We start from the raw sequence: 12301 nt of genomic DNA, 5'->3' as shown, positions 1-12301 counted from the left end.
AGGAGAGCCGCTCCCGCGTCGCGGTCAGCGGACGCCTGAGCTGGAACCTGTAATCCAATCTAGCACCTGGATGGGAAAAAGAGTCTCAGGGTGGGCAGCGTGCCCAGCATGAGCAAGGTGCAGTCGCCGGACACGCTTCGTTCCCTCGTCCGCGTCGTGGACTTGACCGGCCATCGCCGGAGTCCGCGGGCCCGGACGCTTGGAAGTCGTAAGGCAGCTGTCGCTGCATACACGCGAGGAGCGCCCGTCCCGCGGTCACGTCGGGGTGTCGGCGTCACCGGCCACCGACCCGCGCCGTGCCGCTGTCGGTCACGGCTTCCCGGCCGGACGCGGCCTCGGCGGGCCGACCGGCCGGGCCGGGGCCGGTTCGCTTCGTGTGCCAGGTGAGGGCGATCGCCGCGAGCAGGAGGAAGCCCAGGCCCGTCGCCACCACACCGGCCCAGCCGAACGTGGAGAAGGCCGCCGCCGCGACGGAGGAACCGGCGGCACCTCCGGCGAACACCGAGAACATGTAGACGGTGTTGAGGCGAGCCCGGATGGCCGGCTGTGCGGCGAAGATGCGGGCTTGATTGGCCACCTGACTGCTGGTCGTACCGAAGCCGAGCAGATTGCAGCCGACGGCCAGGATGACCAGTGACCGGTCCGCTACCGCGAACAGGACGAACGCGAACGCCGCCGAAGTGAGCGCCAGGACATTGACCCGCAACGGACCCCACCGGTCGGCCAGTCGCCCCGAGTACCGCGCGGCCAGGGCACCCGGGACACTGAACAGACCGAACAGCCCGATCACGGCGGGTCCCAGTCCGATCGGGGGCGCGGTCAGGTGGAAGGCGAGTGAGGACCAGAAGGCGGAGAAGGCCGCGAAGACGGTCGCGCCCAACGCCGCCGAGACGCGCAGCGACGCGTGCTGGGTGATCAACGGGGGCAGGGAGCCCAGCAGACGGGCGTACCTCACCTTGTGCCTGACGAGTGCCGGTGGGTCAGCCGGCATGTAGCGCGGCAGCACCAGGAGAAGGGCGCCGGTGGCCAGGGCCGCGACGGCGTACCCGGCTCGCCAGGTTCCCGTCGCCTCGGCGATGAGCCCGGCGGCGGTGCGAGACAGCAGGGCACCCAGAGTGAGCCCCGTACCCACCGCCGCGAGGACGCGCCCCGCGTTGCCGGCGGAGGCCATGGACACGACGGTCGGCATGATGACCTGCGGCAGTACCGTGCTGGTGGAGAGCACGAGGGCCGCCAGACTCAGGAGGGCGACCGAGGGAGCGAGCGCAGCCGCGAGGAGGCCCACGGTCGTGATCACGAGCAGCACGGTGGACAACCGGCGGAGCCTGGCTCCGTCGGCGAGCGGCACGACGGTGACGATGCCCAGCGCGTAGCCGATCTGCCCCGCGGTGGACACCAGCCCGGCGGTGGAGGCCGAGGTGTGGAAGCTGTGCGCGATCTCGTCGAGGAGCGGCTGGGCGAAGTAGATGTTGGAGACGGTGAGTGCGGTCGCCGTGGCGAAGACCGGGATGGTCCCCCGCTTGACGCCCGGGCGGGTGGCTGCGCTGGACATTGTTTCCTCATGAGCACGGTTCGGGGTGGGCGGGAGGAGGCGTCGTGGCCCTGCCGGGACGCCGACGCGTCCTCGTGCGGAGGTGACGGCACCGGGCGACGCGACGTTGGGACCGGGACAGCCGGGGCCGAGCCGTGGTACCGGCCGCGACCGGAGTTCCGATCACCTCTGTGGCCGCCCGGGCCGGCGCCGGCTCGTTCGAGGAGGACGGCGGCGGCCGGGGCCGGCCAGGACGCTCACCTGAGACCTTCGAGTGGACTGCTCGTCAGACGAGCCGGTTCCAGGTCAGCTCGGCCGTACGTTCGGCACCCCAGATGCGCGTCGGAGTGCTGACGCCGAGTCGCAGGAACGAGCCGGCGAACCGCACCGTGCGCACCTGGGTCCGTCCGATCCAGTTCGGGAAAAGACTCGTGGTGACGTGGTGCTCCACCGTGTGCCGATCGACCACCTCGAACGGCCCGCCGTAGGCCACGTATGCGGCGGCCGCCCCGGCGAGCTCGTCGGGGGTGGCCTCCTCCAGCCGTGGCGTGCTCAGCGGGAGCCGGTCTCCGCGTCCCAACTGGGCCGACATGTACCCCTCCGGGGTGTAGACGATCAAGCCGTACGGGGTGCGCCCGAGAGGGTGGATGACCTCCCCGTCGGCGCCGTGGGCCGTGTACGAGACGAGCTGCCACGCGCCGAGCAAGTTCATGCGGACGTCCTCGCGCGCCCGACGCTCGTCGTCTTCGGCGGCCGGGTTCCTTGCGGTCATGGAGTGCTCCAGTTCTCACGGAGGGGCGGGTCCCGCCCTCAGGGGCGGGACCCGTGCCGGGGTCAGCGTCGGGTGAGTTCTCCGTCGACCAGACGCCAGAGGCCGAGGGGGTTGTCCTCGCGCAACGACTGCGGCAGGAGGTCGTCCGGGAAGTTCTGGTAGGTGACCGGACGGATGAAACGGTCGATCGCCCCCATGCCGACCGAGGTGAAGCGGCTGTCGGAGGTGGCCGGGAAGGGGCCGCCGTGGGTGGACGCGTACGAGACCTCCTGGGGAATCGAGAAGGCGTTGAACACGATCCGCCCGGTACGGCGTTCCAGGATCGGCAGGAGTCGTTCGGCGACGGGACGGTCGGCGCTGTCGGCGTGGAGGGTGGCCGAGAGCTGTCCGCGGAAAGCCCGGGCCGCTTCGAGCAGTTCCTCCGTATCGGCGACCCTCACCAGCAGGAGGGCGGGACCGAAGACCTCCTCGCGCAGGGTCGGTTCGGCGAGCAGCTGCTGCCCTGTGACCTCCAGCAGAAGAGCCTGCCCGTCCGCCTCTCCGACGGGGCCGGCTCCTTGACCGAGCCGGATGGCGCCGTTGTCCTCGTGGCGCTGGGCGTTGTGCGTGTAGGCGTCGTGTATGCCGGGGGTGAGCATGGGGCGTGCGGCCCACTTCTCCACCTCGGCGACGGCCGCGTCGCGCAGTTCGGCGTAGCCGGGCCCCTCGACGGCGAGGAGGATCGCGGGCTTGAGGCAGGCCTGGCCGACGTTGTACATGCCGCGCTGCACCAGGCCGGTGCCGATCTCGGCGGCGCGGGCCGCGAGGGCGGCGGGCAGGACGAACGTCGGGTTGACGCTGGTCATCTCGGTGAAGACCGGAATGGGGTCCGGGCGCTGCTGGGCGCGGCGGTACAGGGCCATGCCGCCGGCCTCGGACCCGGTGAAGGTGACCGCCTTGACGAGCGGGTGGTCCACGAGCGCTTCGCCGATCTCGTTGCCCGGGCCGCGTACCAGGGAGAACACGCCGGGGTGCAGGCCGGATTCGGCGACGGCGTCCTGAATGATGCGGCCTTCGATCTCGGCGGCCCCCGGGTGGGCGTTGTGGGCCTTGAGGACGACGGGGCAGCCCGCTGCCAGAGCTGAGGCGGTGTCACCGCCGGCCACGGAGTAGGAGATCGGGAAGTTGCTGGCGCCGAAGATCACCACGGGGCCGAGGGCCACCTTCTGCAGCCGGTGGTCCTGGCGCGGGGTCGGCTGCCGATCCGGTTGCGCGGGGTCGATGGCCGCCTGGAGAAAGCGTCCTTGGCGGACGACGGCGGCGAACTTGCGGAAAACTCCGGCGCTGCGCACGGCCTCACCCTCGAACTGCGCGGCGGGCAGCCCGGTCTCCAGTGAGGTCCGCGCCGCGAGTTCCTCCTTGGCCGCCTCGAGCTTGTCCGCGATGAGTTCGAGGAACGCCGCTCGCTCTTCCAGTCCGGTGCGGCTGTAGGTGTCGTACGCCTCGTCCGCGAGGCGCAGGGCACGGTCCACCTCGGCGGGTCCGCCGAAGGCGAACTCGGGCTCGATGAGCTCTCCGGTGGCGGGGTTGAACGCCTTCATCGTGCCCGCGGTGGCGGGCACACGGCCTCCGCCGATGAGCAGGTCTCCGGTCAGTGTCATGCGCTTGCTCCTTCGAACGCGGCGATGAGCTCGTCGGTGGTGGTGATGGCGTGGGCGTAGGTCGGCCCGTTCAACTCGTGGGCGGCGTGCATCATTTCGGGCAGGAAGGCGGCGGTGGCGTCGCGCACCAGCGTCACGTGGTAGCCGAGTTCCATGGCGAAGCGGCCGGTGGACTCGATGCAGGTGTTCGCCAGCAGGCCGATGAGCACGACGTGCGTGATCTCGTGCTGCTTGAGCTGGAAGTCCAGGTCCGTGTTGGCGAAGCCGCTCTGCGCCCAGTGCTCCGCGACGACGATCTCGCCGGGCTGCGGCTGGAAGTCGGGGTGGAACTCCCCGCCCCAGGTGCCGCGGGCGAAGGTGTGACGCTCCATGATGCCGAGCTGGGTGGGGTTGGGGTGGCTCCACGTCTCGTAGTCGCCCTTTTCCCAGCGGCGGTGCGGGACGAAGACGAGGCGCGTGCCGGTCTCGCGTGCGGTGGTGACGACGGCGCGGAGGTGATCGAGCAGGCCGATCTTCTCCGCCAGGGGTTCGAGGCGCGGCCAGATCTTGCCGCCCTCGGACAGGAAGTCGTTGAAGGGATCGACCAGCAGTACGGCCGTGTGGCGTGGGTCATAGGTGTGGGTCATGGCGTCCGATCCGGTTCAGGATTACTGACATCATCCTGATTCAGGATTACGCTCATCATCCTCAAAGTCAATCGAGGGCATCTGCAATCCGCCCATCAAGGGCAAAGGTGTATGATGCGTGTCATCCAGATGCGCAGTCCCCCCGCTGCGCCGCCGCACGAAAGGCAGGATCGTCATGGGTCACTCGCAGGCGGAGAAGGCGGCGACCCGCGAACGGGTACTGCGGATCACGTCGCGCCGGATCCGCGAGGACGGCGTCGATCGACCCGGCGTCGCGGAACTCATGAACGAGGCCGGCCTGACGCACGGCGGCTTCTACAAGCACTTCGACTCCCGGGACGACCTGATCAACCAGGCCGCCGCATTCGCCCTGGCCGAGGGAACGGCCAAGATGGAGCGCTCGGCGCGCCGGAACGAGCAGAACGCACGAGCCGGCCTCATCGACGCCTACCTCGCCAAGCAGCACCGGGACGGACCGGCCACCGGATGCGCCCTGGTCACACTGGGCGCCGCCGCCGCACGCGGTGAGCGGGACGTCAAGCAGGCCTACGAGAAGCAGGTCCGCACCTACCTGGACCTGATCGCAGGCCTGGACGACGACAGCACGGACGCCGGACCCGAGGCCATGCTGACACTCAGCGCGCTGGTCGGCGCCGTGCTCATCTCCCGGGCGGTGGCCGACAAGACGTTCTCCGACGAGGTACTGGAAACCGTCGCCGAGCAGCTCGTGCACCGCACCGCCCGCGACGTATCAGCCGACGCCTGACGAAGGCGTCCGTGGGCGAGGCCGACCCCCGGGGCGCACGACCGCTGCCCCGAAGCGCCTTGCGCCTGTCCACGCGGGCGCGCGATCGGCGCTACCCCCTTCAGGGGCGGGTCGGCGCAGACACACTCCCCTTTCAGCGCCGGATCGGCACGGACGCGGTACCACCTGCGGCCGGGTGGTTGTCCGCGGCCGAGTTCGGTTCGTGCCGCCGCCGTCCGGCACCCCTCCACATGCGGCGCCCCACGGCGACCACATGTGAGTGCTCCCATGCCCCTCCCTCGCCTGCTGAACCTGTCGTATCCCCTGACGCGCAGGAATTAAGTCGACCGGTCATCTGTTTTCGATGTCGTCTACGGATCCACCGAACAGGCCCCGGGGCATCGGCGCGGGCTTCACGCGCCAGGCACATCCGTCCGGCACTGCGACGAAAGCGAGACGAGCGCTCCATGAGCCATCACGCCTCCCCCGGTATCGGACCAGCTCCCGCACCGGAACCCGACGTGTCCTGCCGGTGCGAGGGATCCGCGATGCTGGAAGGGCCGGTCACCGTGCCGGTCACCATCGCTTTCCGCTACACCGCCGCCGATCCCTACGCGGTGCGGATGATGGTGGAGACGGGTGTGACACCGCCGGTGCAATGGGTGTTCGCCAGAGATCTGCTGACGGAAGGCCTGTCCAGGCCGGCCGGACTCGCGGATGTACAGGTGTGGCCCGTACCGCGCAGGCCACGACGCCTGGGGATCGGCCGGGGTGCCGTACGGATCCGGGTGAGCTCACCGGGAGGGACCACCGCCCTGACGGTACGGGCCGCCTGTCTGCACGCGTTCCTGGACCGGACCCTGGAGAGGGTCGCGGCCGGCACCGAGAGCACCGAGCCGCACCTCGACGACGCCCTGGCCTCCTGGCTGGGCATGCAACGACGGGACGACGGGGTGGTGTGACCCGTCCCGGCGACGATCGAGCACCTGGTTCGGATGCACGGGATGCCCCTCCCGTACGCCGGGGCGGCTGCCTTCTCAACGCTTTACTTGACTGCGCAAGTGATTCTGGTAGGTTACTTGTCGCAGCAACTACATCTCGTGCGGTTCTCGGGATGAACTTCAAGAAGGGCTCAGCATGACCAAGATCGGCATTATCCTCGGCAGCACCCGTCCCGGCCGTAACGGCGAGGCTGTGGCCCGCTGGGTGCTCGACGTCGCTGCCAAGCGCGGCGACGCCGAGTACGAGCTCGTCGACCTGCTCGACTACAAGCTTCCGCACCTCGACGAGGCCCTTCCGCCGTCGATGGGCCAGTACTCCCAGCCGCACACCCAGGAGTGGGCGCGCAAGATCGCTTCCTTCGACGGCTTCATCATGGTGACGCCCGAGTACAACCACTCGACGTCCGGCGTGCTGAAGAACGCGATCGACTACCTCTTCGCGGAGTGGAACAACAAGGCGGTCGGGTTCGTCAGCTACGGCGCCATGGGCGGTGCCCGCGCGGTCGAGCACCTCCGTCTCATTGCCGGCGAACTGCAGATGGCCGACGTGCGCGCCCAGGTCGGGCTGTCGCTGTTCCACGACTTCGAGAACTTCAGCGTTCTCAAGCCGGGCGACCACCAGGTCGACGCCCTGGGCGCCACCCTGGACCAGGTCGTGGCCTGGAGCAAGGCCCTCGCCCCGCTGCGTGCCGCCTGACGGCTCCATCGAATGCCGAAGCCCGGCGGCAGGCGGGACGCGTTTCCCCGCACATCCGGGTGGGGAGGGCCGTCTCACGAGGACGGCCCTCCCGCGGTGCGGGAAAGGGACGTCGAGGGCACAGCCGTTCAGCCCGGGAGGCCGGCCCGCCCGCTCCGCTGTTCGGTCAAGGCTGGGCATGCCTTGACCGGCCGTGAGATTCCGCCGGCGCACTTGCCGGCGGGTGCAACATCGGGACCGTCACGCCATCCGCATCCTGCGCCGGCAGCGTGCCGCCCGCTCCGCCGCCAGGTCCCACACGGCCGGGAAGGGATCCGGCGCAGCGCCCGCTCCGGCAGGAACGGGCATCGACACCGCACACCACTGTGACCACAGCCCGTGGGCTGCACCGGACAGCCCGCCCCTCCCGGGCGAACGCCTTCACACCCGACGCGGCCACCTCAGCCGTTCGACTTCATCGACAAAGGACCACCGTGTACATCGCCGCTGTCATCCTCAGCGTTCTCCTCGCCCTTGCCTCTCTCGCCGCGGGCGCACCGAAGGCGCAGCTCAAGGGCAGTGTGCCGGACGAACTCATGGCCAAGGGCCTCAGCTCCGGTCTCGTCCGGCTCATCGGCGTGTCCGAGGTGGCCGCGGGGATAGGACTCGTCGCGGGCATCTGGTGGCAGCCGCTGGGCATCGCCGCCGCTGCCGGCATGCTCGTCGTGATGCTGGGTGCGATCGGGTACCACGTGAAGTGGGGCGACTACGCGGACGCCGCGTCACGTGGTGCCGCGACCGCCCCTGTTCTGTTCTCCCTCGTGGCCGTGGCGGCGGGCGTCACCCTGGCCGCCTCGCAGTGACCGTCTCGGATTCGCGGGCCTGACAGCCGTCACTCGAGCCCGCCACGAAGCCGGAGCTGTTCCGGAAGGGGCGTACGCCATCGCGCGTGCGTCCTTTTCGCGCGTACGCGCTGATCAAAGAGGTGTTCTTCCACTGCCTCGCCTCATTGCGGGCGAGCGTCGACGCCAGGTGGACCCGCTCCCCCTTCATTTCGTACGACTCGCTGCTGGTCGACGGCCGAGCTGCTGGAACGGGCCAGTGGATGAGACGCACCGGCTGCGCCCGCCCGACCGGGTGAGCGGCGGAGTCAGGCGGGACACCGAGTGCGCCTGCACCCGTCCGTGGCTGGAACCGCCCGCCACCGTGATCCTCGCTCACGGTGGCGGGCGGAGCTGATGGCCGGGGACCTCAGGCGAACACGATGCCGTCCAGCAGCCCCTGCAGGCGCAGTCCGTATTGCGCGTCCAGCTCGGCGGACGTCCCGGAGCGGACGGCGGTGGCGAACTCGCGGCGCAGGATCGGCCAGCACTCCTCGTGGTCGATCCCGGCCGTGTCGTACACCACGGGCTGTGCGGGGCCGAAGAGTTCGACCCGGGTGATGGCCCGCTCCACGTTGACGGACCCGGACAGCGAGGCCTGGCTCACGGCACCGTTGGTGTGTTCGCAGGTCAGCTCGACCCATCGGCGCGGATCGCCGGTGGCGCGGATGGTGGCGATGGGCCCGACCGCGGTGTCGAGGAGGTCGATCAGATGCGGTCCGAGGTCGAGGAGGGCGCCGTGTTCCAGGCGCCAGCCGGTGGCCATCTCGCCGCCGAGGAAGGCTCCGTGGAGGTAGCAGGAGCGGGCACCGGAGACGTCGGCGTTGCGTGCGGCCTCCAGGAAGGCGCGCGTCGTGGGGTGGTAGCGCTTGGTGAGGACGAACTGGGACACCACGCCCGCCTCGGCCACGGCGTCCGCCACGCGCCGGGCGGAGTCCAGATCGGGACCGAGGGGCTTCTCCAGCAGGACGGCCTTGCCCGCCTTCGCGGCCAGGGGGGCCAACTCGGCCTGAACGGCGGGCGGCACAGCGAAGGCCACGGCTTCGCAGTGCTCCAGCATGTCGTCGAAGCTCGCCGCCACATGCGCCGCGTAGGGCGCCGCGGTCTCCCGCGCCGCGTCGGAACGGCGGGCCCAGACGGCGGCCAGCCGCGTCTCGGGGCCGGTCGCGAGGACACGGGCGTGCATGGCACGTGCCCAAGGTCCGGCACCCACCAGGCCCACCTCGACGGGGCGGTGGGTCCAGGGCGAGTTGTCGGTCGTCACGGCTGATTCCTTCTTGGCTTCGGGTGGCGAGGTCACGGTGCGAGTCGGGTGAGTCGCTCGTCGGCGTGTTCCGGGGAGTAGAGCAACCTGACGACCATGGCGGCTGCGCCCACGAGGCCCGCGCGGTCGCCGAGTCGCGAGGAGACGATGCTGAGGTTGGCGGTGGTGCGCGGCATGGCCCGCTGGTAGAGGACCTCGCGCACGCCGCTGTTGAACGGCAGGCCGGCGAGGTCTCCGGCGATCATGAGAACGCCGGGGTTGAGGAGGGTGACGACGGTCGCCAGCACGGCGCCGACCAGGCGTCCGGCCTGCTGGGCGAGCTGGATCGCCTCGGGGTTGCCGTCGGCGAGCAGGCGTCGGACGTCGGAGCCCGAAGCGGTCGGCAAGCCCCGTTCGGACAGGGCCCGTGCAAGGGCCCGGCCGCTCGCGACCGCGGCCAGGCAGCCGTGGGAGCCGCACATGCACAGCGCGTCGGAATGATCGTGCATGCGGATGTGCCCGATGTCGCCGGCGCCTCCGTCGATGCCCCGGTACACCTCGTCGCCGATCATGACACCGGCTCCGATGCCGGTGGAGACCTTGACCAGGACGAAGGAGCCGCAGTCGCGGTGGTTGGCCTGCTGCTCGGCCAGCGCCATGAGATTGGCGTCGTTGTCGACGAAGACGGGCACCGGTCCCGGTTCCGCGCTGTCGCCCACGTGCTGGGCGTATGTCTCCTGCAGACGCTCGCGGATGGGGTACTGGTCCCAGCCGGGCATGATGGGCGGCTGCACGACGCGGCCCGTCTCCCAGTGGACGGGGCCCGGCACGGACAGACCGATGCCGCAGACGGCGGCCGGGGTGGTGCCGGCCGCCCGGATCAGGTCGGGCAGCCGGCCGGCCACCCGGTCGAGGACCTCTTCGGGGCCCCGGGCGATGTCGAGGTCTCCGGTGTGCTCGGCCAGGACGTTCCCCGCGAGGTCCAGGACCGCCGCGCGGGCGTGCCGGGTCTCCAGGTCGACCGCGATGACGGACGCGTGGCCGGGGTCGAACTCGATCTGGTCACAGGGCCGGCCGCCTGTGGAGGTGCCGGTGGTGTGGCGCAGCCAGCCGGCCCGGTTGAGCAGGTCGAGACGCTGTCCGACGGTGGAGCGGGAGAGCCCGGTGGCACGCTGGAGGTCGGCGCGGGTGTTGGCCCGGCCGCTGCGGATGAGCTGGAGCAGCCCGCCCGCGCTGACCTGATTCGATGTCATCGGCTCTTCCTCACGGCTCAGCTCTTGTCGGCGCCGCTGGTCAGGCCCTCGGTCAGGAGGCGTTCGGCGGCGAAGAACAGCAGTACCACGGGGATCGTCAGCACCACCGAACCGGCCATGAGGACGGTCTTGGGCACCTCGATCCCGTTGGACAGCTGGGCCAGTCCCAAGGAGACGGTCCACTTGTCCGGGTCGGCGGCGAGGAACAGCAGGGCGAAGAGGAACTCGTTCCAGGCGATCATGAAGACGTACAGGCCCGTCGCCATCAGCGACGGCAGGGCGAGCGGCAGGATCACCTTGCGCAGGGTCTGCAGCCTGGAGGCTCCGTCGAGCGCCGCGGCCTCCTCGATGGAGGCGGGGATGGTGACGAGGTAGTTCTTCAGCATGTAGATCGTCACGGGCACGGTCTGGGCGACGTAGACGATGGCCAGGCCGACCAGGCTCGAGGACAGTCCGATCTTGGCGAAGACGACGAAGAGCGGGACGGCCAGCAGCGTCGTCGGGAAGAGGTACACGGCCAGGAAGATCGCACTGATCTGGCGGTGCCCGAAGAACTTCAGCCGGCTGACGGCGTAGGCGCCGGGCACGGCGGCGATGAGGGTGAGGATCACGGTTCCCAGCGACACCAGCGCCGAGTTGAGCAGGAAGTTCAGGAAGCCCTGTCCGCCGTCCTCGGTGGAACGCAGGACGTCCTGGTAGGTGGTGAGGGTGAAGTCCTTCGCCGAGATCCACAGGGAGCCGGGGTCGAGCAGGAGCGCGTCGATGGGCTTCAGCGACAGCAGCACCATGTAGTAGAAGGGCAGCACGGTGATCACTACGAGGAACGCGATGACGAACCAGCGCAGGACACCGAAGAACCTGTCCTCGAACCGGGCCCGGGTCAGGGCCGTCTTGCGGGTCACGCTTCCTCCTGGACCTTGTTGCCGAAGAACTTGAAGTAGAGGCCCAGCAGGATCACCAGACAGGCGGCCAGGACGAGTGCCTGGGCGGCTGCGGCTCCGACGTCGTAGCGGGCGGTGAGGAAGTCGTAGACGCGCACGGCGGCCACGTCGGTGCCCGCGCCGCCCCCCGTGAGCAGGTAGACGTCGTCGAACTTGTTGAAGGTGAGGATGAATCGCAGCACGGACAGCAGGGCGATGACGGGCATCAGCTGGGGCAGCAGGATGTGCCGGAAGCGCTGGGTGGGGGTGGCGCCGTCGACCAGCGCCGCCTCCTCCAGGCCGTCGGGTACCGCTTGCAGCCGGGCCAGGATGAACAGGAAGGCGAACGGGAAGTAGCGCCAGGTCTCGAAGGCGATGACGGTCAGCAGCGCCAGCGGGATGTCGAAGTGCAGGCCCAGCAGGTGCACGTCGTACGCGCGGGTGGACAGGAAGGCGATCGGGTCGTCCCAGCCGAACAGGCGCCGCCCCCAGTCGTTGACGATGCCGTACTGCGGGCTGAGCGCGACCTCCCAGACGAAGGCGACGGCCACGACGGGCGCGCAGTAGGGCAGCAGCATGGCCGCGCGCAGCAGTCCGCGTCCCCGGAAGGGCTTGCGCAGCGCCAGCGCGGCGATCAGGCCCAGGGCGATGGAGCCGAAGGTGGCGCCCGCCGTGTAGAGCAGGGTGGTCCAGAGGCTGGACCAGAAGCCGGCCGAGTCGAAGACCTGCGTGAAGTTGTCCAGGGACCAGTTGCCGAGCAGGCCCATGCCCTGGATGTCGACGAGCTTGGCCTTCTGGAAGGCGAGCAGCACGGTCCAGGCGATGGGCAGCACCACCACCACGAGGACCACGAGGAAGGTGGGTGAGACGAACGCGATGCCCGCACGGTTCTCGCGGCGGCTGGCGGTCATCGGACGCCGGGCCGCGGGCGCGGAGCGCGCCGCGGACCGGGGGTCGGTGTCCCGGCGCTGCGGTGCGCCGGCTGGGGCTGTAGTCATGAGGGACCTTCGTGA

The 12301-nt window shown here is 70.0% G+C and carries 13 protein-coding genes; 5 read left to right on the top strand and 8 right to left on the bottom strand.

All coding sequences use genetic code 11. The features are described from left to right. Window positions 1-274 precede the first annotated feature (274 nt). From ACZ4M5_RS27420 to ACZ4M5_RS27405, 4 genes are all read right to left on the bottom strand, one after another. Window positions 275-1552 (bottom strand): MFS transporter, encoded by a 1278-nt coding sequence (locus tag ACZ4M5_RS27420; protein ID WP_467740475.1) that lies wholly within the window; start codon window positions 1550-1552, stop codon window positions 275-277. A gap of 265 nt (window positions 1553-1817) precedes the next feature. Further along, window positions 1818-2303: a lipocalin-like domain-containing protein gene (locus tag ACZ4M5_RS27415; protein WP_467740473.1), complete on the bottom strand. Its 486-nt coding sequence runs from the start codon at window positions 2301-2303 to the stop codon at window positions 1818-1820. A gap of 62 nt (window positions 2304-2365) precedes the next feature. Then, window positions 2366-3943, bottom strand: a complete 1578-nt coding sequence (locus tag ACZ4M5_RS27410; RefSeq protein WP_467740471.1) for an aldehyde dehydrogenase (NADP(+)) — start codon at window positions 3941-3943, stop codon at window positions 2366-2368. Beyond that, complete coding sequence (locus ACZ4M5_RS27405; RefSeq protein WP_467740469.1) at window positions 3940-4569, bottom strand: cysteine hydrolase family protein; 630 nt, start codon at window positions 4567-4569, stop codon at window positions 3940-3942. The genes ACZ4M5_RS27410 and ACZ4M5_RS27405 overlap by 4 nt, the downstream gene beginning before the upstream one ends. A 175-nt stretch (window positions 4570-4744) precedes the next feature. Between ACZ4M5_RS27405 and ACZ4M5_RS27400 the strand changes: the two genes are divergently transcribed. The 5 genes from ACZ4M5_RS27400 (at window position 4745) to ACZ4M5_RS27380 (ending at window position 8132) form a co-directional block, all read left to right on the top strand. Then, on the top strand, window positions 4745-5335 hold the full coding sequence (locus ACZ4M5_RS27400; RefSeq protein WP_467740467.1) for a TetR/AcrR family transcriptional regulator: 591 nt from the start codon (window positions 4745-4747) through the stop codon (window positions 5333-5335). 527 nt (window positions 5336-5862) lie between these two features. Further along, entirely contained in the window at window positions 5863-6276 is a 414-nt protein-coding gene (locus ACZ4M5_RS27395; protein WP_467740465.1) for an SsgA family sporulation/cell division regulator, read from the top strand. Between the two features lie 175 nt (window positions 6277-6451). Beyond that, on the top strand, window positions 6452-7012 hold the full coding sequence (locus tag ACZ4M5_RS27390) for an NADPH-dependent FMN reductase (RefSeq protein ID WP_467740463.1): 561 nt from the start codon (window positions 6452-6454) through the stop codon (window positions 7010-7012). A 473-nt stretch (window positions 7013-7485) separates the two neighbouring features. After that, window positions 7486-7854 (top strand): DoxX family protein, encoded by a 369-nt coding sequence (locus ACZ4M5_RS27385; protein WP_467740461.1) that lies wholly within the window; start codon window positions 7486-7488, stop codon window positions 7852-7854. 86 nt (window positions 7855-7940) lie between these two features. Further along, window positions 7941-8132 (top strand): hypothetical protein, encoded by a 192-nt coding sequence (locus ACZ4M5_RS27380; protein ID WP_467740459.1) that lies wholly within the window; start codon window positions 7941-7943, stop codon window positions 8130-8132. A 110-nt stretch (window positions 8133-8242) separates the two neighbouring features. Here ACZ4M5_RS27380 and ACZ4M5_RS27375 read toward each other — a convergent pair whose 3' ends face one another. Genes ACZ4M5_RS27375 through ACZ4M5_RS27360 form a run of 4 tightly spaced genes read right to left on the bottom strand, consistent with a single transcriptional unit; the run spans window position 8243 to window position 12286 of the window. Next, a complete protein-coding gene (locus ACZ4M5_RS27375) occupies window positions 8243-9136 on the bottom strand; it encodes a Gfo/Idh/MocA family protein (RefSeq protein WP_467740457.1) in 894 nt (297 codons plus the stop codon). Window positions 9137-9168: 32 nt separating this feature from the next. Further along, complete coding sequence (locus ACZ4M5_RS27370; RefSeq protein WP_467740456.1) at window positions 9169-10368, bottom strand: ROK family protein; 1200 nt, start codon at window positions 10366-10368, stop codon at window positions 9169-9171. A 17-nt stretch (window positions 10369-10385) separates the two neighbouring features. Beyond that, window positions 10386-11270 carry a carbohydrate ABC transporter permease gene (locus ACZ4M5_RS27365; protein ID WP_467740455.1) on the bottom strand — a complete coding sequence of 295 codons (885 nt, stop codon included), beginning with the start codon at window positions 11268-11270 and terminating at the stop codon, window positions 10386-10388. Beyond that, a complete protein-coding gene (locus ACZ4M5_RS27360; RefSeq protein ID WP_467740454.1) occupies window positions 11267-12286 on the bottom strand; it encodes a carbohydrate ABC transporter permease in 1020 nt (339 codons plus the stop codon). The genes ACZ4M5_RS27365 and ACZ4M5_RS27360 overlap by 4 nt, the downstream gene beginning before the upstream one ends. Between the last annotated feature and the right edge of the window lie 15 nt (window positions 12287-12301).

It is taken from the genome of Streptomyces sp. NPDC026246, from assembly GCF_055567995.1.
Note: the sequence above shows the minus strand (reverse complement) of the source record. Positions and strands in the feature narration are given on the sequence as shown.

Coding starts and splice junctions, on each gene's coding strand:
- ACZ4M5_RS27420 (WP_467740475.1), bottom strand. CDS start 1,552: ATGTCCAGCGCAGCCACCCGCCCGGGCGTCAAGCGGGGGACCATCCCG.
- ACZ4M5_RS27415 (WP_467740473.1), bottom strand. CDS start 2,303: ATGACCGCAAGGAACCCGGCCGCCGAAGACGACGAGCGTCGGGCGCGC.
- ACZ4M5_RS27410 (WP_467740471.1), bottom strand. CDS start 3,943: ATGACACTGACCGGAGACCTGCTCATCGGCGGAGGCCGTGTGCCCGCC.
- ACZ4M5_RS27405 (WP_467740469.1), bottom strand. CDS start 4,569: ATGACCCACACCTATGACCCACGCCACACGGCCGTACTGCTGGTCGAT.
- ACZ4M5_RS27400 (WP_467740467.1), top strand. CDS start 4,745: ATGGGTCACTCGCAGGCGGAGAAGGCGGCGACCCGCGAACGGGTACTG.
- ACZ4M5_RS27395 (WP_467740465.1), top strand. CDS start 5,863: ATGCTGGAAGGGCCGGTCACCGTGCCGGTCACCATCGCTTTCCGCTAC.
- ACZ4M5_RS27390 (WP_467740463.1), top strand. CDS start 6,452: ATGACCAAGATCGGCATTATCCTCGGCAGCACCCGTCCCGGCCGTAAC.
- ACZ4M5_RS27370 (WP_467740456.1), bottom strand. CDS start 10,368: ATGACATCGAATCAGGTCAGCGCGGGCGGGCTGCTCCAGCTCATCCGC.
- ACZ4M5_RS27360 (WP_467740454.1), bottom strand. CDS start 12,286: ATGACTACAGCCCCAGCCGGCGCACCGCAGCGCCGGGACACCGACCCC.